Genomic DNA, 21052 nt, shown 5'->3' on the forward strand with positions numbered 1-21052 from the left:
CCCCTATGCCCCGGCCACACACCCCTATGCCCCGGCCACACACCCCTATGCCCCGGCCGATGCAATCGGCCGGGGCTCAGGAATTCGCCTCCCCTACACCAGCTTTGCGAAGAACCCGCGGATATCCGCGGCCAGCACCTCGGGCACCTCGTAGGCGGCCCAGTGGCCGCCCTCGGCGTACTCGTTCCACTGCACGATATTCGCGTGGTCGCGCTCGGCGAACTTGCGCGGCGGCTTGAAGTCGTACCCGAACGACGCCAGCCCGATCGGCACGGTGGTCGGCTCCGTGGCGTGCTCGCCGTGCTTGTTCTCGAAGTAGAACCGGGCCGAGGACGCCGAGGTGTTGGTGAACCAGTAGATCGCGACGTTGGTGAGGATGTCGTCGGGATCCAGCGAACCCAGCAGCTGCCCGCTCCAGGCCAGCTGCCCGGCCGGTGAATCCGACAGGCCCTGCGCGATCGTCTGCGGCTGCGCGCGCTGGGTGAAGTCGTGGATGGAGTGCTCCAGGAACTTCTGGCCGAACTGCACACCCATCAGCTCCTGCTCGCTGAGGCCGTCCATCTCGCCCGGCTCCCCCTTCGGGAAGGAGAAGATCTGGTTGACGTGCACACCGATCACGTGTTCCGGTGCGAGCCTGCCCATTTCGGGCGAGACGATCGCGCCGCCGTCGTTGCCGTGCACGCCGTAGCGCTCGTACCCCAGCCGCCGCATCAGCTCGACATACGCGGCGGCCATCCGCTCCGGCGTCCAGCCGATGTCGCGGGTCGGACCGGAGAACGCGAAGCCCGGATACGACGGGATCACCAGGTGGAACTCGTCGGTCAGCCGCTCGACCAGGCCCAGGTACTCCACGAACGAGCTCGGCCACCCGTGGGTCAGCATCAGCGGCGTCGCGTCGGGATTCGCCGAGCGCACGTGCACGAAATGGATGGTCTGGCCGTCGATCTCGGTGACGAAGTGCGGATAGGCGTTCAGCTTCTCCTCCACTGCGCGCCAATCGAATTCGTCGCGCCACCGCTCGATCAGCGGCCGCACGAACGCGCCCGGCACGCCGTACTCCCAGCCCTGCGGGACCGGGATGCCGACATCCACCTTGCCCGCGAAGCGCTCGGCGGGCAGCTCGGCGGCGAACCGGGTGTGCGCGAGGCGGTAGTTCAGGTCGTCGAGGTCGGCCTGCGGGATCTCGATGCGGAAGGGGTGGATGTCGGACATTGGGAATCTCCTTGCTCTGCGAAGCGATGCGCTTCGCTTCGTTCTGACAACACTCTAACAGAATAGAGCATTCCGTTCCAATTCTTTCCGAGAATCGATCTCCCGCGACCCCGCAACGATCCGAGGCGCGACGGACGCTCGCGCTGTCGGACCGGCGCAGTACCCTGCCAGGGTGCCCGAACTGCCGCCCGTTCCGACCCTGCTGTCGACCGCCGTCGAGGCTCTCGGAGGTACGGCCCGCAAGGGCCAGCAGACCATGGCGGCCGCGGTCGCACACTCCATCGACACCAAGGAACACCTGGCCGTGCAGGCCGGAACGGGTACCGGCAAGTCGCTGGCCTACCTGGTGCCGAGCCTGCGGCACGCGGTCCAGACCGGCCGCACGGTGGTGGTGTCGACGGCGACCATCGCGCTGCAGCGCCAGCTGGTGGACCGCGACCTCCCGCGCCTGGCCGAGGCGCTGAGCAAGCCGCTGGGCCGCCGGGCGCAGTTCGCGATCCTCAAGGGCCGCAACAACTATCTGTGCCTGAACAAGATCAACAGTGCGATCCCCGACGAGCCCGCCGACGCGGAGCTGTTCGACGCGTTCGCGGTGTCCCGGCTCGGCCGCGAGGTGCAGCGGCTCAACGACTGGGCGTCCGATACCGAGACCGGCGACCGCGACGAGCTGACCCCGGGCGTGAGCGACCGGGCCTGGCGGCAGGTCAGCGTGTCCTCGCGGGAATGCCTGGGCAAGTCTCGCTGCCCCTTCGGCCAGGACTGCTTCGCCGAGCGCGCCCGCAGCGAATCCGGGCAGGCCGATGTCGTGGTCACCAACCACGCGCTGCTGGCCATCGATGCCATCAGCGGCATCCAGGTCCTTCCCGAACACGATGTCGTCGTCATCGACGAGGCCCACGAGCTGGTGGACCGCGTCACCGGCGTGGCCACCGCCGAACTGTCCACCGCCGCCATCAGCGCCGCGGCCAAGCGCTGCGCCAAGCTGATCGACGAGCAGGAGGTCGACAGGCTCGAGGGCGCCGCGGAGGCATGGCACGATCTGCTCGAGGAGGTGCCGACGGGCCGCTGGGACGAGCTGCCCGCGGGCGTATCCGGGGTCCTGGCGCTGATCCGGGACACGGCCTGGAACTGCCGCACCGCCCTGGCGCCGCCGGGTTCGTCCGCCCCGCAGGGCGATCCGGAGGCCGCCGCGGTGCGCAATCAGGCGGTGGCCGCGGTCGAGGAGATCCACGACACGGCCGTGCGCGCGCTGACCACCTTCGAGGAGAGCGACCCGGCCGCCCGGCGCGATGTGATCTGGCTGGCCGCCGACGAGGTCCGCGGCGTCGCCCGCCGCACCCTGCACATGGCGCCGCTGTCGGTCGGCGGGCTGCTGCGCAGCCGCCTGTTCGGCACCGCCACCGTCGTGCTGACCTCGGCCACGCTGCAGGTGGGTGGCTCGTTCGACGGTCTCGCCGTCACCTGGGGCCTGCCGCCGCAGTCGGCCAATCGCGTGGACGCCGCGCTCGCCAACGGCGCCGAGGCGCCCGCCGACGCCGATACGGTGCGCTGGAATTCGCTGGACGTGGGTTCCCCGTTCGATCACGCGAAATCCGGAATCCTCTACGTGGCCAAGCATCTTCCGGCCCCGGGCCGCGACGGGCTGCCGCCGTCCTACCTCGACGAGATCGAGCGGCTGATCCGTGCCGCGGGCGGCCGCACGCTGGGGCTGTTCTCCTCGATGCGCGCCGCCAAGGCCGCCACCGAGATCCTGCGCCAGCGCCTGGACACCCCGGTGCTGTGCCAGGGCGACGACGCCACGGGCGCCCTGGTCCGCGCATTCGCCGAGGATCCGCAGACCTCGCTGTTCGGCACGCTGTCGCTGTGGCAGGGCGTCGACGTGCCGGGCCCGTCACTGAGCCTGGTGATACTCGACCGCATCCCGTTCCCCCGCCCGGACGACCCGCTGCTGGTCGCGCGGCAGCGGGCGGTCGAATCGCGCGGCGGCAACGGATTCATGGCGATCGCGGCCAACCACGCGGCGCTGCTGCTGGCCCAGGGCACGGGCCGCCTGCTGCGCAGCACCGACGACCGCGGCGTGGTGGCGATCCTGGATTCGCGCCTGGCCACCGCCCGCTACGGCGCCTACCTTCGAGCCTCGCTGCCGCCGTACTGGGAGACCGCCGATCCGGAGGTGGTGACCAAGGCGCTGCAGCGCCTCACCGGGACGGCTCCCGCCGGGGCGGCGAAATAAACCTCGCGCCGCTGTGAAATAACTCTCACCCGTTGGACCACACTTCTGGACGGAAGTAAGTTGGGCGGCGATACTCCGATGACCCCCAATTCCCCATCGGATGTATCTGATGCCCCCGCGCCAAGCCCTGCACGCGGTGCGGGGGCACCAAAATCTTCGCCACGCGGCGCTCGGAATCCGCGCCGCCCGGCTCGATTACTCAGATGTTCAGAGCGTCCATTTGAGGATCAGGGTGAGCACACCGGCGACGACCGCCAGCGCCACCGCCGCCGAACCCCAGACGATCCCGTGCCGCTCCCACGGACGGTTGTAATCCAGCGAGTACCGGCCGGGCCCGGTGAACGCGAGCGCGGCGGCGGCCACGGCGAACAGCAGCGGCATCTCCCAGCCCGGTCCCGCGGCACCGCCGAACAGCCCGCTGGCCCACGTCGCGTTGATCGCATTGATCATGGTGCCGAGCGCGATGGCCGCCGCGAGCGGCGTCAGCAGGCCCAGCAGCAGCAGGAGTCCGCCGACGAGTTCGCTGAGTCCGGCCAGGGTGCCGAAGAGATCGCCGGGGTTGTACCCCATCTGGTCGAACATGGTGTTGTTCGCGTCCAGTCCCGGTCCGTTGAACCAGCCGAACAGTTTCTGCGCCCCGTGGGCAGCCAATAGGCCACCGAAGAACACCCGCAGAACCAGCAGGCCGATATCGCCGGTGCTGACCCCGGCGGCGCGCTGCCCCAGGTCGGAAGAGGTGGTGCTGGCGGTCATGATTGTCTCCATGTCCTCATCAACTAGTTAGTTGTCGCAAACAAACCGGACCATGGTCCGGTTTGTTCACGGGGACACAACCCTAATCGGTTCAATCGTTATTCCGCGACCTCGATTGTTTCTGCCGAGAACTATTCCGCCAGGAAGAAGAAGTATCCGAGGAACACCGCCATCAGCACCCACATCACCCAGTGGACCTCGCGGAACCGCCCGCGGGCCACCATCACCACGGGGTAGAACAGCAAACCCATGGCGATACCGTTGGCAATCGAATAGGTCAACGGCATCATGATCACGGTCAGGAATGCCGGGATCGCGTATTCCAGCTTGCCCCAATCGATTTCACCCAGTGCCCGGGCCATCAGCACACCGACGACGATGAGCGCGGGCGCCGTCACCGAGGGGGCACCGGCGACGACGGCGAACAGCGGGAAGAAGAACATCGCGATGAGGAACCAGCCCGCCGTCGCGACCGCGGTCAATCCGGTGCGCCCGCCCGCGCTGACACCGGCGGTCGATTCGACATACGCGGTGGTGGTCGAGGTGCCGATGACGGCCCCCGCGGTGGTGCCGACCGAATCGGCGGCCAGCGCCTGTGCCGCGCGCGGCAGCTTGCCGTCCGGACCGAGCAGTCCGGCCTGGTTGGCGATGCCGATCAGCGTGCCGGATGCGTCGAAGAAGTCGACGAACAGCATGGTGAGCACGACGATGATCATCTGGCCGGTGAAGGCGTCGGGCAGGTGGATGATCGCCTGCCCGAAGGTCTGATCCAGCCCGTGCGGCATGGCCACCACCGAATCCGGCAGGTCGACCAGCCCGCTGACGATTCCCACCACGGTGGTGGCGAGGATGCCGTACAGCACCGCCCCGTGCCAGCGCAGCACCATGAAGATCACCGTCACCAGCAGCCCGAACAGCGCCAGCAGCGTGGTGCCCTTGGTGAAGTCGCCCAGATGCACCAGCGTGGCCTCGCTCGCGGTCACGACACCGGCGTTCTTCAGCCCGAGGAATGCCACGAACATGCCGATACCGGCGCCGACCGCCAGCTTCATCTGCATCGGGATGGCGTCGATGATCTTCTCGCGGACCTTGGTGACGGCCAGCACGAAGAAGATGACACCGGACAGGAATGTGCCCGACAACGCCTCCTGCCAGGGGATACCCATTTCGAGCACCACCGTGTAGGCGAAGAAGGCGTTGAGCCCCATACCCGGCGCCAGCGCGACGGGGTAGCGCGCCCACAATCCCATGACCAGCGTGCCGAACACCGCCGCGACCGCGGTGGCGGTGAACACCGCCTGGGTCGGGATGCCGAGCGGGCCGAGCTGTCCCTGATCGCCGAGGATCGACGGATTCACCGCCAGTACATAGGACATCGCGAGAAACGTGACGGTGCCGGCCATGATCTCGCGCTTGTAGGTCGACCCGAGGCTGGTGACCCCGAAATAGGAATCCAGTCGACCCCTCGGTCGCGGCTGCACGTCAGTACTCATGTGTTGTCTCCACCCTCGGCCCGGAACGACAAATGCTATATCCGACACTGGGCATCCGCCGTCCTTGCGTGGTGACGCAAGCCGCCGTCTCCGAGCCCGACGCGGATACCCGGTGGGCACCGTATATCCCGCGACACGCCCGGCGCCATCCGGACTCGGCGAACCGGCGGCAATCAGCTCCAGCATTGCGCCCCCGGGACAGCAAGTCCCATGCAACCGCCAGGCAATTTAACTGAGAATTCGCCTCCAATATGGGACTCCTTGACCTGGAGTGTGGCGGCCGTTACAAATGCGTTATCCGCCGAACCGAGCTTTCGAACCGGCCGAGCGAGAAGTGCAAGCTGTTGGTTACCGATGTCGTCGAAACGGCCGTCGATCTGGCGGTCGCTCGCAAAGCACTGTGGGATCTCCTGCTCGATCCCGAGACCTATCCCCGGATGTTCCCCGGCATCGGCGCGTGCGAACAACTCGATTCCGACGGCGGCGGACCGGTGCTGCGCATGCGGCTCGGCGGCACCGACGACGAGATCCACCTCATCGACGTGCACCTGATCCCAGGGAAGGCGCCCGAATTCCTGGAGCTGCAGTGCCCCGGGCGGGGCAGCTTCGCCGTGGTGCGGCTGCGCGGCGACGACGAGCAGACCCGGGTCAACGTCACGTATTTCGCACCCGCGCGCGTCCATCCGCTCGTGGCGACGCTGTCGAACGCGGCGGTGATCGACTGGACCGACGCCGCACTGGATCGCCTGGCGGACCTGGTGAACGGCTCCCCGACCTCGGTCGTGGTCAACGGCGAGGATTCGCCGATGCGGCTGCAGGCCGGTGTCGCCCGGCAGATGGTGTCGACCGGTGTGGTGCGCAGCTACCGGCCCGATCGCGGGCTCAAACAGCTGGGCCGCCTGGCGAAATGGGGCTTCACGCTGGCGGGCGGTTACGCGGCCGCGGCCGCCTACGCTCCCCGCCGCCCGGCCGTGATCGACGACCGGGGCATGTGCACCTTCGCCGAGATCCACGACCGCTCACACGCATTGGCGGCCGCCCTGGCCGGGCTCGACATCCGCGCCGGGGACGCGATCGGCCTGCTGGCGCGCAATCACATCGAGATGGTCGAGATCATGGTCGCCGCAGGCAAACTCGGCGTCGACGTGCTGCTGTTCAATACCGGCCTGGCCGCCGGGCGGATCGCCGAGATCGCCGAAAGACACCAGCTCGCAGCGATATTCGCGGATCCGGAGCTGGAGGATCTGATCCGCTACGTGCCGCCGGAGATTCCGCGCTTCACCGCGTCGGGCACACCGCCCGAGCCCGGGCGCGCGACCGTGGCCGACCTGATCGCCTCGGGCGGCGGCCGTTTCGGCAAGCCCGCACGGCCGGGCCGGTTGATCGTGCTGACGTCCGGGACCAGTGGCACGCCCAAGGGGGCCCGCCGTCCGCACCCCAAGGGGTTCGGTACGGTCGCGGCGCTGCTGTCGCGAATTCCGTTGCAGATGAACGAGACCATGCTGATCCCGTCGCCGCTGTTCCACACCTGGGGTCTGGCGGCGCTGCAGATCAGCACCCCGATCCGGGCGACGGTGGTGCTGACCGAACGCTTCGACGCCGAGGACTGCCTGCGGCTGATCGCCGAGCATCGGGTCACCTCGCTGATCGTGGTGCCGATCATGGTGAACCGGATCCTGGACCTGCCCGAGGAGGTGCGCGCCCGCTACGACACCTCCAGCCTGCGGGTGGTGGCCAGCTGCGGCGCACCGCTGGCCGGGGCGGCGGTGCTGCGGTTCACCGAGCTGTTCGGCGAGATCCTCTACAACGTCTACGGATCCACCGAGGTGTCCTGGGCGACCATCGCCGATCCCGGCGATCTGCGGGTCTCGCCCACCACGGCGGGCAGGCCGCCGCTCGGCACGAAAATCGCCGTGCTGGGCCCGGATGCGCGGCCGGTGCCGGTCGGCGCCACCGGGCGGCTGTTCGTCGGCAACCATATGCTCTTCGACGGCTACACCGATGCGGCGCCGCCGAGCGAGGCCGACGGCATGCTCGACACCGGCGACGTCGGCTATCTCGACGCCGCCGGGCGGCTGTTCGTGGCCGGGCGCGACGACGAGATGATCATCTCCGGCGGCGAGAACGTCTTCCCCCGGCCCGTCGAGGAGGCGCTGTCGCATCTGCCGCAGGTCAGCGAGGTGGCGGTGATCGGCGTCCCGGATCGCGAATTCGGCCAGCGCCTGGCGGCCTTCGTGGTCAAGCGCCACGATTCGGGCCTGGACCCCGACATGATCCGCACCTACATCCGCCACCGCCTGGGCCGCTTCTCGGTCCCCCGCGACGTCCACTTCATCGACGCCCTCCCCCGCAATGCCACGGGAAAAATCATGAAGCGCACCCTCATCGGGTAGTTCCTCCCGGTCCGCTTACGGGGTGGGGGAGGCGACCAGGCCCAGCTCGGCGTCGGTGGCGAGCAGGGGGTGGTGGGGGAGGATGCGGACGGTGTAGCCGACCGCGCCGGACAAGGGGACCGGGGTGTCGACGATGAACACCTCGGCGCCGGAATCCGTTCCGGCGTGCGCCATCTCGACGGTGGTGACGTCGGACAGGTCGTCGTCCACCGAGACCCGGCCCAGCACGGCCTGCACGGATACGTCCGTGGGGGCCAGGCCGCCGAGGTCGATGCGGGCACGCAGCGACAGCCCGGCACCGATCACCGGGGTATCGGGCAGGCCCGCGCTGTCAACCTGAATCACCTTCACCTGCGGCCAGGCCGCCTCGACGCGACGGCGATATTCGGCCAGCTCCCGCGCACCGGCGAAATCGTCCTGTGCCACAGCGCCGTACGCGCCCGCGGCGGGCGTGTAGTAGTCCACGACATAGTCACGCACCATGCGCGAGGCGAGCACCTTCGGGCCCAGCGTCTGCAGCGTGTGGCGGACCATCTCCATCCAGCGCTCCGGCAGGCCGTCGGGGTCGCGGTCGTAGAAGCGCGGCAGCACAGCGCGTTCCAGCATCTCGTACAGCGCGCTCGCCTCGAGCTCGTCGCGGCGGTCGTCGTCGCGCACGCCGTCGGCGGTGGGAATGGCCCAGCCGTTCTCGCCGTCGTACATCTCGTCCCACCAGCCGTCGCGGATCGACAGGTTGAGCGAGCCGTTGAGCGCGGCCTTCATCCCCGAGGTGCCGCACGCCTCCAGCGGCCGCAGCGGATTGTTCAGCCACACATCGCATCCCCAGTACAGGTAGCGGGCCATCGACATGTCGTAGTCGGGCAGGAAGACGATGCGATGCCGCACGGCCGGATCGTCGGCGAACCGCACCACCTGCTGAATCAGCGCCTTACCGCCGTCGTCGGCCGGATGGCTCTTGCCCGCCACCACCAGCTGCAGCGGCCGGTCGGGGTCGAGCAGCAGCGCGCGCAACCGCTGCGGATCCCGCAGCATCAGGGTGAGCCGCTTGTAGGTCGGCACCCGGCGGGCGAAGCCGACGGTGAGCACGTTCGGGTCGAAAACCTCGTCCACCCAGGCCAATTCGGCCGGCGCGGCGCCGCGTTCCAGCCACGACGCCCGCACCCGGCGGCGCACCTCGGCAACGAGGATGCCGCGCAACACATTTCGGGTCGACCACAGCTCGCCGAGGTCGATATCGCGCAGCCGCTCCCAGCCCCGCGCCTCCTCCACCAGCTCCGGACCGACGAGCTCGCGGGCCTTGTCGATCCATTCCCGGGCCGCCCAGGTCGGCGCGTGCACGCCGTTGGTGACCGCGCCGATCGGCACCTCGGCCGCATCGAATCCGGGCCACAGCGGCGCGAACATGGACCGGCTGACCTCGCCGTGCAGCCGCGACACCCCGTTGGCGCGCTGGGCCATCCGCAATCCGAGGTGCGCCATGTTGAACACCGACGGGTCGGCCTCGCGGCCCAGCGCCACGATTCGATCCACGGAAACCCCTGGCAGCAGCGGAGATTCGCGCTCGCCGTGGGCGCCGCCGAAATACCGGCGCACCAACGCACCGGCGAACCGGTCGATCCCCGCGGGCACCGGGGTGTGCGTGGTGAACACGGTTCCGGCGCGGACCGCGGCCAGGGCGGCGTCGAAATCCAGTCCGGCGGCCATGAATTCACGAATGCGCTCGATGCCGAGGAATCCGGCGTGGCCCTCGTTCATATGGAACACATCCGGATCGGGCAGTCCGTGCGCCCGGGTGTAGGCGCGCACCGCGCGCACCCCGCCGATGCCCGCGAGGATCTCCTGTTTGATCCGGTGATCCTGGTCCCCGCCGTAGAGCCGGTCCGTCACCGACCGTAGTTCGGGATCGTTGTCGGCGATGTCGGAATCCAACAGCAGCAACGGAATCCGGCCGACCTGTGCGATCCACACCCGCGCCCGCAGCACGCGCCCCTCGGGCATGGGCAGGTGCAGCAGCACCGGCGCCCCGGCCCGCGCGTCTCCCGTGCCGGTCGGGTCGGTGAGCAGGCGCAGCGGCAAGCCCTGCGGGTCGAGTTGCGGGTAGCGCTCGGACTGCCACCCGTCGGCGGTCAGCGACTGCCGGAAGTATCCGGAGCGGTACAGCAGTCCCACGCCGATGAGCGGCAGGCCCAGATCGGAGGCGGACTTCAGATGATCCCCGGCCAGGATCCCGAGGCCGCCCGAATAGTTGGGCAGCACCTCGGTGACGCCGAACTCCATCGAGAAGTAGGCGATGGCCGTCGGCAGCGCCGCGCCCCGATCCCCGCCGGACTGCTTCTGGAACCAGCGCGGCCGGGTCAGGTAGTCCCGCAGGTCGGCCGCCGCGGCATCGACCGCGCCGACATAGGCATCGTCCGCGGCCAGCTCGTCGAGCCGGACCGCGGGCACCTCCCCCAGCATCCGCACCGGATCGCGCCCGACCTCGAGCCAGAGCGCCCGATCCAGCTCGGCGAACAGGTCCTGGGTGGGCGCATGCCACGACCACCGCAGATTCGTCGCCAGCTCGGCGAGCGCGGCCAGCCGATCGGGCAGATGGGCACGGACCGTGAACCGACGAAGTGCCTTCACCGGATCGACCATACAGGGCGCCGCATCGCGCGGTCGCGGCCGCGTGACGACGGAAATACCCTCGTGACCAGCCCGTCGGCAGTACGCGCGCGGCGCGGGCTTCCCCGGCGGCGGGTATCCGGTTCAGCCGGTGGGCGTCAGATTCCGCGCGAGGAGCGACTCCAGCTCCCGCCAGTGACGCTCGGATGCCTCCTCGTTGTATGCGGCCGTGTCGACCTGGGTGAACCCGTGGTGGGCGCCCGGGTAGACCTCGCAGCGATGGCGAATACCGGCGTCCGACAGCGCCTGCTCGAAGCGCTCGATCTGCTCCGGCGGCAGCGACGGATCCGCGTCGGCATGGCCGAAATACAGTTCCCCCGTGACGTTTCCGACGACCAGGTGGGGGCTGTCGGGTCCGTCGGTGACCAGGCCGCCGGCGTGGAATCCGGCGGCGGCCGCGATGAGTTCGGGGAATCCTGCGGCGGTGCGCAGCGCCAGTCGCGCGCCCATGCAGTAGCCGGTGGTGCCCATCGGCCCGTCGGCGGTCCGCTCGTGGGCCGTCAGCCAGGCCAGGTAGGCGTCGGCATCGCGGAGCACGAGGTCGGGGGTCAGTTCGTGGATCATCGGCAGCAGTTGCTGGAACAGTTCCGGCCGCTGCGCCGGGTCGATGAAGTCCGGCAGTTCGACCACGGGCGCGCGTCCGTGCCGGTAGAGCACGTTGGGGGCCAGCACCGTGTATCCCCGCGCGGCCAGCCGGTCGGCCATCGCCCGCAGGCTGGGCCGCAGCCCGAAGGCGTCCATGTAGAGCAGCACTCCCGGATGCGGCGCGCCGTCGTCCGGAGACGACACGTAGGCGTCCGCGATTCCGTCCGGTGTCGTGATGTCCACCGAAAGGCCTTGTACGGCAGTCAAGGGTGAAACCTCCTCCAGCGTCGCTACCTCCGCCGACCCAACGGAGAGAGCCTCCGCTTCGGCATCGCCAGCCTTCCATATCCGGCCGGTTGCGCGCATGCGGCATCGGCGAACTGTCGCGCGGGCGGGCGGCGGCACCGGTCCGGCAATCGGGTGGCGACGCGGGAACTACCGGTACGGTTGATCTCGTGACCGGTCGCATCGCCATCGATGACACCGCCCCGTCCATACCCGGTGGCCGCCCGGCCAAAGCCGTGGTGGGCGAGGTCTTCCCGGTCCGGGCCGTGGTGTGGCGGGAGGGCCACGACGCGGTGGGCGCGACGCTGGCCGTGCGGTCCCCCGCCGCCCGCACCCAGCGGATCCGGATGTCGCCCGAATTCGAACCCGATGTGTTCAACGCCGTGTTCACCCCGAGCGAGCCGGGCCTGTGGACCTACCGCATCGAGGGCTGGAGCGATCCCATCGCCACCTGGCGGGCCGCGCTGGAGGCGAAGCTGGCGGTCGGGCAGAGCGCCGCCGATCTCGCCAACGATCTCGAGATCGGCGCGCGGCTGCTGGACCGGGCGGCGCAGCAGGTGCCGAAGAAGCAGTGGGAGCGGCTGCGCGCGGCGGCGGCCGCACTGCGCGCCGAGGGACAGCTGCCCGCGCGGGTCGCCCCCGCGTTCAGCGCCGAGGTCGGCGAGATCCTGCGCGGCACCCCGCTGCGCGACCTGGTGACCCGCGGCCCGCAGCACACGGTGCTCGTGGAACGCCGGCGCGCGCTGTACGGCGCGTGGTACGAGTTCTTCCCCCGGTCCACCGGCGGCTGGGACGCCGACGGGAACCCGGTGCACGGCACCTTCGCCACGGCCGCCGAGGAGCTGCCGCGCATCGCCGCCATGGGCTTCGACGTGGCGTACCTGCCGCCCGTCCACCCCATCGGCCGGGTGAATCGCAAGGGCCGCAACAACTCTCTGACCGCCGAACCCGACGATGTCGGGTCGCCGTGGGCGATCGGCTCCGTGGAGGGCGGCCACGACAGTATCCATCCGCTGCTGGGCACCGAGGACGATTTCGTCGAATTCGTCGGTACCGCACGGCAACTCGGTATGGAGGTGGCACTGGACCTGGCGCTGCAGTGCGCGCCCGATCATCCGTGGGTGCGTGAGCATCCCGAATGGTTCACCACCCTGCCGGACGGCACCATCGCCTTCGCCGAGAACCCGCCCAAGAAGTATCAGGACATCTACCCCCTCGACTTCGACAACGATCCGGACGGGCTGTACGCCGAGGTGCTGCGGGTGGTGCGGCACTGGATCGCGCTGGGCGTCAAGATCTTTCGCGTCGACAACCCGCACACCAAACCGGCCGACTTCTGGGAGTGGCTGATCGCGCAGGTGCGCCGCACCGATCCGGACGTGATCTTCCTGTCCGAGGCGTTCACCCGGCCCGCCCGGTTGTACGGGCTGGCGCGGCGCGGATTCGGGCAGTCCTACACGTATTTCACCTGGCGCACAGGCAAACACGAGCTCGCCGAATTCGGCCGGGAGCTGGCCGCCAAGGCAGACGAGGCGCGGCCGAACCTGTTCGTGAACACCCCCGACATCCTGCACGAGAGCCTGCAGCACGGCGGGCCGGGCATGTTCGCGATCCGCGCGGTGCTGGCGGCGACGCTGGCGCCGACGTGGGGGGTGTACTCCGGCTTCGAGCTGTTCGAGCATCAGGCGGTGCGACCGGGCAGCGAGGAGTATCTGGACTCGGAGAAGTTCCAGCTGCGGCAGCGGCCGTTCGCCGCGGCCGCCGCGCGCGGGGAGTCGCTGGAGCCGTGGCTGACCCGGCTCAACGAGATCCGCCGCACGCATCCCGCGCTGCAGCAGTTGCGCTGCATCGCCTTCCACCACGTCGACAACGACGCACTGCTGGCGTACTCGAAGGTCGACCCCGCGACCGGCGACGCGGTGCTGATCGTGGTGAACCTCGATCCCTTCGGCGCCGAGGACGGCATGATCTCGCTGGACATGCCCGCGATCGGACGCGAATGGCACGATCATCCGGTGGTCGTCGACGAGGTCACCGGCGAGGAATACCACTGGGGGCAGACGAATTACGTGCGCCTGGACCCGGTGCGCGCGGTCGCGCACATCCTGGCGCTGCCGCCCGTATCCGCCGCCGCGCGAACGGAATTGGCGTACCGGCGGTCGCTGCGATGAACCGCCGCGACCTGATGCTGCTCGCCGCGGGCACGCATCCCGACCCGCACACGGTGCTCGGCGCGCACCCGCATCCCGACGGCATGGTGATCAGGGCCCTGCGCCCGCACGCGGATTCGGTCGCGGCCCGCATCGGCGACACCGACTATCCGCTCGCGCACGTCGAGCACGGCGTCTTCGAGGGCGTGGTGCCGTTCATCGAGGTCTGGGACTACCGGCTGCTGGTGTCCTATCCCGGCGGCCAGACCGTGCTCGTCGCCGACGGCTACCGATTCCTGCCGACGGTCGGCGAACTCGACCTGCATCTGATCGGCGAGGGACGCCACGAGCGGCTGTGGGAGGTGCTGGGCGCGCACCCCCGCCGCTACACCACGCTCGACGGCGAGGTGACGGGGACGTCGTTCGCGGTGTGGGCGCCCAATGCCCGCGGGGTCGCGGTGATCGGCGACTTCGACGCCTGGAGCGGAACCAGCGCGCCCATGCGGACGCTGGGCGGATCCGGGGTGTGGGAGCTGTTCGTGCCCGGGATCGAGCCGGGCGCGCTGTACAAATTCCGGGTGCACGGCGCCGACGGGCGCACCGTCGATCACGCCGATCCGTTCGCCTTCGCCACGGAGGTGCCGCCCGCCACGGCGTCGGTGGTCACCGAGAGCGCCTACACCTGGCACGACGACGACTGGCTGGCCGCGCGCGCCCGCACCGATCCGGCCCGGGCGCCGATGAGCGTCTACGAGGTGCATCTCGGCTCCTGGCGCTCGGGCCTCGGCTATCGCGAGCTGGCCGAGCAGCTGGCCGAATACGTTCTGGCACAGGGCTATACCCATGTGGAACTGCTGCCGATCGCCGAGCATCCCTTCGGCGGCTCCTGGGGGTATCAGGTCACCTCGTATTACGCGCCGACGGCCCGCTTCGGCACCCCGGACGATTTCCGCGCCTTCGTCGACCACCTGCACGGCGTGGGCATCGGCATCATCCTGGACTGGGTTCCGGCGCACTTCCCGCGCGACGAATGGGCCCTGGCCCGCTTCGACGGCACGCCCCTGTACGAGCACGCCGACCCCCGCCGGGGCGAGCAATTGGACTGGGGCACCTATGTTTTCGACTTCGGCCGGTACGAGGTGCGCAACTTCCTGGTCGCCAATGCGCGCTACTGGATCGAGGAGTTCCACATCGACGGGCTGCGGGTCGACGCCGTGGCATCGATGCTGTATCTGGACTACTCGCGGCCCGAGGGCGGCTGGGAGCCCAATATTCACGGCGGTCGCGAGAATCTGGAGGCCGTGGCGTTCCTGCAGGAGATGAACGCCACCGTGCACAGGCACCACCCGGGCGTGATCACCGTCGCCGAGGAATCCACCACCTGGCCCGGCGTCACGCGCTCGACCGATGTCGGCGGTCTGGGCTTCACGATGAAGTGGAACATGGGCTGGATGCACGACACGCTCGGCTATCTCGGCCGCGATCAGATCCATCGCAGCTGGCACCACAACGAGCTGACGTTCTCGGCGGTGTACGCGTGGAGCGAGAACTATGTGCTCCCGATCAGCCACGACGAGGTGGTGCACGGCAAGGGCACGCTGTGGACGCGGATGCCCGGCGACGACTGGGCCAAGGCATGCGGGGTGCGGGCCCTGCTGGCCTACATGTGGGCGCATCCGGGTAAGCAGCTGCTGTTCATGGGGCAGGACTTCGGTCAGTTCCGGGAGTGGTCGCACGACCGCGGGCTGGACTGGCACGAGCTGGACAACCCGCTGCACAACGGCATTCGACTGCTCGTGCGCGACCTCAACGCCGCCTACCGCGCGCATCCGGCGCTGTGGACGCACGACACCTCGCCCGGCGGCTACGCCTGGATCGACGCCGACGACCGCGACAACAACGTGATCGCGTTCCTGCGCTACGGATCCGACGGTTCGACCGTCGCCTGCGTCTACAACTTCTCCGGCACCCAGCACCGAGACCACCGCATCGGCCTCCCGTCCCCCGGCCCCTGGCGCGAAATCCTCAACACCGACGCAACCACCTACGGCGGCACCGGCACCGGCAACCTCGGCAGCGTGCAGGCAACCGAAAAGCCCTGGCACGAAAGGCCATACTCAGCGACGGTAACCCTGGCCCCCAACAGCGCAGTATGGCTGACCCAGGACTAGATTCCGGCCAAAAGCACACCGGAACAAAGTGCGTGCAAAGCCGTCAGTGGGAGACGTGTCAGAAGGTCCAGGGGGTCGGTAGTTCAGGGACCAGGCAGTTGTAGGTGTGCTCCACGGATATCGGCTGGCCGCGCAGGGTGCCTTGGGCGCGCAGTGTGACCGGGTGGTATCGGAAGCAGCGGACGCCCGGATCTTCCTCGGGTAGGGCGAGATCGGCGGTGAGCAGGTAGTCGCAGGCAGCGGCGGGGGTCGGGTGGGAGCCGCCGATCGGATCGCAGGTCAGCTCGGCGGTACGGGTGGGACTGTCGGAATCCTCCCGCGTGAACGAGAGATGCGTCGACGCGTCCCCGGCCGCCGCACCCCCCGGCACCAGCATCATCACCGCCACCGCCCCCATCGCAACCCGAGCACCCATCACCAGCCGGGCACGCGGTACTAGCCGGGCACCCATTACCAGCCGGGCACGTAACACTAACCAGGCACCCATCACCAGCCAGGCACTCACCCCCAGCCGGGCACACGGCACTTGCCGTGCACCCCATACTGGCCCGGCAGGTTTCATGTGCCGTGCACCCATTACTGGCCGGGCACGTGACACTAACCAGACACCCACCGTTAGTCGGGCACGTGTTACCAGCCGGGCGCATGCTACTGCCATGGGCGCGATCGGCCGCCTTCCCCCGGCCCGGTTTGCTTGGTTCGCACTGTATTTCGTCGTGCGGGCCGGGCTCGTTTTCGGTCAGTACAGCGCGGTGGCCAGCTTGCGGCGGGCGGCGACCACCGCCGGGTCTCCCGTATCGAACAGCTCGAACAGCTCGACCAGGCGGGTGCGGACGCGATTGCGGTCGTCACCGGCGGTGCGCTTGACCAGATCGATCAGCCGGGTGAACGCGGCCTCGGGCTGCTGGTTGAACAGCTCCATATCGGCGGCGGCGAAGGCCGCGTCGATATCGGCCGGGTCGGCGTCGGCGCGGGCGATGGCGTCGGCGGGCAGGCCCTGCGCGCGGGAGTAGAACCGCAGCTGGCGCAGCGCGGCCTTGGCCTCGGCATTGGCCGGCTCCTCCGCCAGGATCTTCTCGTACGCCGCCTCGGCACCGGCGACGTCGCCGCGCTCGATCGCCTCCTCGGCGGCGGTGAACCGCGGATCCTCCGGCGCGGCGGCCTCGGGGGCCTCCGCACCCTCGGCGCCGGGGAGCTTGCCGCGCACCGCGTCGATGACGGCCGCGATCCACTGCTTCACCTGCGGTTCGGGCTGGCTGCCCTGGAAATCGGCGAGCGGCTGGCCCGCGGCCACCGCGATCACGGTCGGGATGCCCTGCACCCCGAGCGCCTGCGCGATGCGCATATTCGGCTCGGCCTCGACGGTGGCCAGATCCCAGCTGCCATCGCCCTCGGCAACGAGCTTCTCGAACAGCTTCACCAGATCCACGCTGCCCGGGCTGCGCTGCGAGTACAGGACGATGACCACCGGCACCTGCATCGAGCGGCGCAGCACCCGGGTCTCGAAATCGGCCTCGGAGACCGCGTGACCGGTCGGCGTGTCCGTGGCGGCCGGCTGTTTCAGAGCGGACAGATCCACCGCACCGGACATGGCAGCGGCGACGGCGGGCGAAGGACGACGTGCAGCAGGTCGAGTCACGGTTTCCAGTTTGTCACGAACGTGCGGCGGAGGGTGCGGCGGCCGCGCTGAGCTCGCCCAGCTGGCCGGAACGGATCGCCCAGCGCTCGAACCAGGCCGAGGTGAACGGGACCACCGAGGACAGCAGCCCGAGCGCCAGGGTCTTCCCCGGCCACTCGAACTCCCGGAACGCCAGCAGCACATTCAGCACGAACAGCAGGAACAGGATGCCGTGCAGCATCCCGAACACCATCACCGGCCAGGTGATCGGCTCCGGCAGCCGCTTGAGCACCGATCCGGTCAGCAGCAGCGCCCACGACACCGCCTCCAGCGTGCCGAAAAGTCGCACCCGCTTGGCCACGGTGCTCACATCGAAGAATTCGCCCATGGGTCTATTGTGCCTGCCGCCCACGCCTCTACGACAGCGGGTAGTTGGTGTGGCATGCGCCACATCCCGCTCCCGCACGGGAGTGTGGCCGCGGCGCGTCAGACGCGGATGATCAGGGCGTCGCCTTGGCCGCCGCCGCCGCACAGGGCGGCGGCACCGATACCTCCGCCGCGGCGCTTCAGTTCCAGGGCGAGGTGCAGCAGGATGCGGGCGCCGGACATGCCCAAGGGGTGGCCGATGGCGATCGCGCCGCCGTTGACGTTCACCTTCTCCGGGTCGATGCCGAGCTTGCGGGTGGAGGCGATCCCGACCGCGGCGAACGCCTCGTTGATCTCGACCAGGTCCAGATCGGCGGGCGAGATGCCCTCGCGCGCACAGGCTTTGGCGATGGCATTGGCGGGCTGCTCCTGCAGCGTGGAGTCCGGACCGGCCACCACGCCCGCAGCGCCGATCTCCGCGATCCAGCTCAGCCCCAACTCCTGCGCCTTGGCCTTGCTCATCACGACCACCGCGGCGGCGCCGTCGGAGATCTGCGAGGCGGATCCGGCGGTGATGGTGCCGTCCTTGCGGAAGGCGGGGCGCAGCTTGCCCAGCGATTCGACGGTGGTGTCGGCGCGGATGCCCTCGTCCTCGGTCACCAGGATCGGGTCGCCCTTGCGCTGCGGCACCGCCACCGGCACCACCTCGTCGGCGAACAACCCGTTCTTCCAGGCGGCCGCGGCCCTCTGATGCGAGGCGGCGGCGAACGCGTCCTGATCCGCACGGCTGATGTGGTCGGAATCGTTGCGCGTCTCGGTCAGCGCGCCCATCGCCTGATCGGTGAAGATGTCGTGCAGGCCGTCGAAGGCCATGTGATCGCGCAGGGTCACATCGCCGTACTTGAAGCCCTCGCGACTCTTCTCCAGCAGATGCGGCGCCCGCGTCATCGACTCCTGGCCACCGGCCACCACGATCTCGTACTCACCGGCGCGAATCAGCTGGTCCGCCAAGGCGATTGCGTTGATACCGGACAAACACACCTTGTTCAGCGTCAGCGCCGGAACGTCCATCGGGATGCCGCCCGCCACCGCGGCCTGCCGGGCCGGGATCTGCCCCGCACCGGCGGTCAGCACCTGGCCCATGATGACGTAGTCGACCTGCTCGGGCCGCACCCCGCTCTTGTCCAGCGCGGCCTTGATGGCGAAACCGCCCAGGTCCGAGCCGCTGAAGTCCTTCAGCCCACCCAGTAGCCGGCCGACCGGGGTCCGCGCGCCGGAGACGATGACAGAGGTGGTGGTCACGGTATGCCTCGCTTCGTGATCGGTGAACGCTGTACTCAACGGTAACCGGTGCCGTCTCGGCGGGCCCGTGCAGGTGCGCGCTACCGTTCGAAGGGTGAGCACTGCCGAAACGTCCGCATTCATTCCCGCCGACTACGTGATCGCCGTCGACCATGTCGGCATCGCCGTCCCCGACCTCGACGCCGCCGTCGCCTGGTACTCCGAAAACCTCGGAATGGTCGAAACCCACCGCGAGGTGAACGAGTCCCAGGGCGTGCACGAGGCCATGCTGTCGCTGCCCGCCGCCGGCGACGATTCGACTGCTCTGCAGTTGCTGGCGCCGGTGAACGACGCATCCACCATCGCCAAGTTCATCGATCGCAACGGTCCGGGTCTCCAGCAACTGGCCTACCGCGTCACCGATCTCGATGCCGTGGTTACCTTTCTGCGTGGCCGGGGCCTGCGTTTGCTGTACGACACCCCTCGCACCGGAACCGCCGATTCGCGCATCAACTTCGTACACCCGAAGGATGCTGGCGGTGTGCTCATCGAACTCGTCGAGCCAGCCGCGAATCCTACTCACTAGTACCGCAATCCGGCCGCGGAAACTTGTCGTAACGACATTCGCGGTCGGGTCACCATGGTGGCACGCCAGGCTGTAGTTTGTGGGGCATGTCGTCCACTGAGCCCGATCGCAATCGCTTCGTCGCGTTGCCGTTTACCGTGGTCCGTAAGGGCTACGACCGCGATGAGGTGCGCAATTATTTCGACCGATTTGACGCCGAACTAAGGGTCACCGCAACAGATCGCGACGCCGCCGCAGCCCAGGCAAGAAACCTGGCCGCCCAGCTGGAGGACGCACGCGACGAAATCGACGAACTTCGCAAGGAAGTCGACCGACTGTCGGTGCCGCCGACCACCGCCGAGGGCATGAGCGATCGCATCTCGCGCATGCTGCGCCTGGCCTCCGACGAGGCCTCCGAGGTCCGCGCCCAGGCGCAGGCCGAGGCCGCCGAGATGATCTCGATCGCGGAGCAGCAGGCCACGGAGATGCGCGGCAAGTACGAGTCGCTGCTGTCCGAGACCAAGGAGAAGCGGGAGGCGCTCGAGGTCGAGTTCGAGCAGACGCTCTCCAATGCGCGGGGCGAATCCACCAAGATCGTGGAGGCCGCCCAGGCCGAGGCCGAGCGCATCACCAAGGAGGCGGAGGCCAAGCGCAAGGCCACGCAGCAGGACTTCGAGGTCACCATGGCCGAGCGGCGCACCAAGCTCACGCGCGCCATGGAGGAGCTGGAGGCGTCCAGCCGCTCCGAGGCCGCCCAGCGCATCAAGGACGCCACCGACGAGGCCAACCGCCTGGTCACCTCCGCCACCCAGCAGGCCGATCGCAAGATCGCGCACGCCAAGGAGCTGGCCGAGGAGATGCGCGTGCTGCGCGGCCGAGTTCTGGCCCAGCTCTTGGGAATTCGCGGTCAGCTCGATTCGGTTCCGGCCATGCTCGCCGCGGTCAACCGCGAGAGCGAGCTGCTCGACGGCGCCCCGGAGCAGCGTTCGCTGCAGGGCAAACAGTCCGGCTCGGGACGCCAGAAGGCGATCCCCGAGGTGAAAGCCGAGGACGAAGAGATCGTCGACGACGAGCGCGAGAACGCGGACGTCTCGAGCTAGCGCCGATCCTGCCGGGCGACACAACCATCCACCGTCCGAAGGCCGCCCCCGCCCCGGGGGCGGCCTTGCTTATTTATACCGCTCAGGACCACCGGCGGGTGATGGTGCCGGTGCGTCTGCCCATACAACAGCCGGTGTGGCAGTGACCGCGGTAGTACTAGCCGCCGTACTACTTCCAGGCGA

15 protein-coding genes are annotated in these 21052 nt (G+C 69.0%); 6 read left to right on the forward strand and 9 right to left on the reverse strand.

From position 1 onward, the window contains the following. Window positions 1-93 precede the first annotated feature (93 nt). Window positions 94-1212, reverse strand: a complete 1119-nt coding sequence (locus QH290_RS19720) for an epoxide hydrolase family protein (protein WP_280384414.1) — start codon at window positions 1210-1212, stop codon at window positions 94-96. 172 nt (window positions 1213-1384) lie between these two features. Between QH290_RS19720 and QH290_RS19725 the strand changes: the two genes are divergently transcribed. Further along, on the forward strand, window positions 1385-3445 hold the full coding sequence (locus QH290_RS19725) for an ATP-dependent DNA helicase (RefSeq protein WP_280384416.1): 2061 nt from the start codon (window positions 1385-1387) through the stop codon (window positions 3443-3445). Between the two features lie 207 nt (window positions 3446-3652). Here the strand turns inward: QH290_RS19725 and QH290_RS19730 are convergent, their stop codons facing one another. Further along, on the reverse strand, window positions 3653-4198 hold the full coding sequence (locus QH290_RS19730) for a DoxX family protein (RefSeq protein WP_280268617.1): 546 nt from the start codon (window positions 4196-4198) through the stop codon (window positions 3653-3655). A gap of 131 nt (window positions 4199-4329) precedes the next feature. Further along, window positions 4330-5691, reverse strand: coding sequence for an NCS2 family permease (locus tag QH290_RS19735; RefSeq protein ID WP_280268618.1), 1362 nt, complete (start codon window positions 5689-5691; stop codon window positions 4330-4332). 437 nt (window positions 5692-6128) lie between these two features. On the opposite strand from QH290_RS19735, the gene QH290_RS19740 reads away from it, so the two are divergent. Beyond that, window positions 6129-8084 (forward strand): AMP-binding protein, encoded by a 1956-nt coding sequence (locus tag QH290_RS19740; protein WP_280384426.1) that lies wholly within the window; start codon window positions 6129-6131, stop codon window positions 8082-8084. Between the two features lie 15 nt (window positions 8085-8099). Here the strand turns inward: QH290_RS19740 and glgP are convergent, their stop codons facing one another. Together glgP and QH290_RS19750 are read right to left on the reverse strand one after the other, a co-directional pair. Then, window positions 8100-10709, reverse strand: coding sequence for an alpha-glucan family phosphorylase (gene glgP, locus QH290_RS19745; protein ID WP_280384418.1), 2610 nt, complete (start codon window positions 10707-10709; stop codon window positions 8100-8102). Window positions 10710-10832: 123 nt separating this feature from the next. Next, window positions 10833-11600, reverse strand: a complete 768-nt coding sequence (locus tag QH290_RS19750) for a dienelactone hydrolase family protein (protein ID WP_280384420.1) — start codon at window positions 11598-11600, stop codon at window positions 10833-10835. Between the two features lie 188 nt (window positions 11601-11788). Here QH290_RS19750 and QH290_RS19755 point away from each other — a divergent pair, with 188 nt between their 5' ends. Continuing rightward, entirely contained in the window at window positions 11789-13789 is a 2001-nt protein-coding gene (locus QH290_RS19755; protein ID WP_280384422.1) for an alpha-1,4-glucan--maltose-1-phosphate maltosyltransferase, read from the forward strand. After that, window positions 13786-15939 carry a 1,4-alpha-glucan branching protein GlgB gene (gene glgB / locus QH290_RS19760; protein ID WP_280384424.1) on the forward strand — a complete coding sequence of 718 codons (2154 nt, stop codon included), beginning with the start codon at window positions 13786-13788 and terminating at the stop codon, window positions 15937-15939. The genes QH290_RS19755 and glgB overlap by 4 nt, the downstream gene beginning before the upstream one ends. 58 nt (window positions 15940-15997) lie before the next feature. Here the strand turns inward: glgB and QH290_RS19765 are convergent, their stop codons facing one another. From QH290_RS19765 to QH290_RS19780, 4 genes are all read right to left on the reverse strand, one after another. Continuing rightward, window positions 15998-16318, reverse strand: coding sequence for an SSI family serine proteinase inhibitor (locus tag QH290_RS19765; RefSeq protein WP_280384429.1), 321 nt, complete (start codon window positions 16316-16318; stop codon window positions 15998-16000). A gap of 360 nt (window positions 16319-16678) precedes the next feature. Further along, window positions 16679-17530, reverse strand: coding sequence for a tetratricopeptide repeat protein (locus QH290_RS19770; protein ID WP_280268629.1), 852 nt, complete (start codon window positions 17528-17530; stop codon window positions 16679-16681). A 61-nt stretch (window positions 17531-17591) separates the two neighbouring features. Further along, window positions 17592-17945, reverse strand: a complete 354-nt coding sequence (locus tag QH290_RS19775; protein WP_280268624.1) for a DUF3817 domain-containing protein — start codon at window positions 17943-17945, stop codon at window positions 17592-17594. Between the two features lie 98 nt (window positions 17946-18043). Beyond that, window positions 18044-19225: an acetyl-CoA C-acetyltransferase gene (locus QH290_RS19780; protein ID WP_280268625.1), complete on the reverse strand. Its 1182-nt coding sequence runs from the start codon at window positions 19223-19225 to the stop codon at window positions 18044-18046. Window positions 19226-19319: 94 nt separating this feature from the next. Here QH290_RS19780 and mce point away from each other — a divergent pair, with 94 nt between their 5' ends. Together mce and QH290_RS19790 are read left to right on the forward strand one after the other, a co-directional pair. Then, on the forward strand, window positions 19320-19790 hold the full coding sequence (gene mce / locus QH290_RS19785; RefSeq protein WP_280268626.1) for a methylmalonyl-CoA epimerase: 471 nt from the start codon (window positions 19320-19322) through the stop codon (window positions 19788-19790). Between the two features lie 86 nt (window positions 19791-19876). Continuing rightward, window positions 19877-20869 carry a coiled-coil domain-containing protein gene (locus QH290_RS19790; protein ID WP_280268627.1) on the forward strand — a complete coding sequence of 331 codons (993 nt, stop codon included), beginning with the start codon at window positions 19877-19879 and terminating at the stop codon, window positions 20867-20869. Window positions 20870-21052 lie beyond the last annotated feature (183 nt).

The sequence above is a fragment of the Nocardia wallacei genome, assembly GCF_029869545.1.
GTDB lineage: Bacteria > Actinomycetota > Actinomycetes > Mycobacteriales > Mycobacteriaceae > Nocardia > Nocardia wallacei_A.

Bases quoted from the DNA above. Each gene is read 5' to 3' on its own strand.
- QH290_RS19720 (WP_280384414.1), bottom strand. From the start codon at position 1,212: ATGTCCGACATCCACCCCTTCCGCATCGAGATCCCGCAGGCCGACCTC.
- QH290_RS19730 (WP_280268617.1), bottom strand. From the start codon at position 4,198: ATGACCGCCAGCACCACCTCTTCCGACCTGGGGCAGCGCGCCGCCGGG.
- QH290_RS19735 (WP_280268618.1), bottom strand. From the start codon at position 5,691: ATGAGTACTGACGTGCAGCCGCGACCGAGGGGTCGACTGGATTCCTAT.
- QH290_RS19740 (WP_280384426.1), top strand. From the start codon at position 6,129: ATGTTCCCCGGCATCGGCGCGTGCGAACAACTCGATTCCGACGGCGGC.
- glgB (WP_280384424.1), top strand. From the start codon at position 13,786: ATGAACCGCCGCGACCTGATGCTGCTCGCCGCGGGCACGCATCCCGAC.
- QH290_RS19765 (WP_280384429.1), bottom strand. From the start codon at position 16,318: ATGATGCTGGTGCCGGGGGGTGCGGCGGCCGGGGACGCGTCGACGCAT.
- QH290_RS19770 (WP_280268629.1), bottom strand. From the start codon at position 17,530: ATGTCCGGTGCGGTGGATCTGTCCGCTCTGAAACAGCCGGCCGCCACG.
- QH290_RS19775 (WP_280268624.1), bottom strand. From the start codon at position 17,945: ATGGGCGAATTCTTCGATGTGAGCACCGTGGCCAAGCGGGTGCGACTT.
- QH290_RS19790 (WP_280268627.1), top strand. From the start codon at position 19,877: ATGTCGTCCACTGAGCCCGATCGCAATCGCTTCGTCGCGTTGCCGTTT.